General features: G+C 45.5%; 1 protein-coding gene. It reads left to right on the top strand.

The window, feature by feature from the left end:
- The coding region (locus HKX40_RS10570) for a YadA-like family protein (RefSeq protein ID WP_171589539.1) at window positions 1-633 on the top strand (633 nt) is incomplete at both ends.

Below are 633 nucleotides of genomic sequence, written 5' to 3'. Positions count from 1 at the left end.
GGTATTGGCGGCACAGGTAAGACAACCATTAATGAGGCGATTAACGAAGTTCGTCAAACAGCTGGAGCAACCACTGTTAAGGCTGGTAAGAACATCAAGGTTACACCTGATACAGAAGGAGCCAAAGTATACACTGTCTCTATGGAAGAAAATCTTGAAGTAGAGACTGTTAAAGCCACTAAGAATATTCAAGTGGGTAATGTGAATATCACCAATGAGGGTGATCCACAATACCACGGGGATATGAATAACGTGATGAACGTCAGTGGTATAGATGGTCAACCTACCGTGATTACTGGTGTAGCAGATGGTATTGGACCAAACGATGCGGTAAATATGAACCAACTTTCTAGACTTGCAGGACAAGTAGGAGAGGTAGACCGCAAAGTTGAGAAATACAAACGTAACGCAAATGCAGGCACCGCGACAGCGATTGCGATTGCTAGCTTGCCACAAGCGGCAGATGCAGGAGCGAATATGTTGTCACTTGCTGGTGGTTCTTATGACGGAGAGACAGCAACAGCGATTGGTTTCTCTCGCCGCTCAGACAACGGCAAATTCATTATCAAGGCAAATGGTTCATTCAATAGCCGAGGTAAAGTAGGCGTTGGTGTCGGTGTTGGTTTCCAATGG

The sequence above is a fragment of the Pelistega europaea genome (assembly GCF_013133775.1).
Lineage (GTDB): Bacteria > Pseudomonadota > Gammaproteobacteria > Burkholderiales > Burkholderiaceae_B > Taylorella > Taylorella europaea.
The sequence above is the reverse complement of the archived record's forward strand: the minus strand, read 5'-3'. Positions and strand labels throughout refer to the sequence as shown.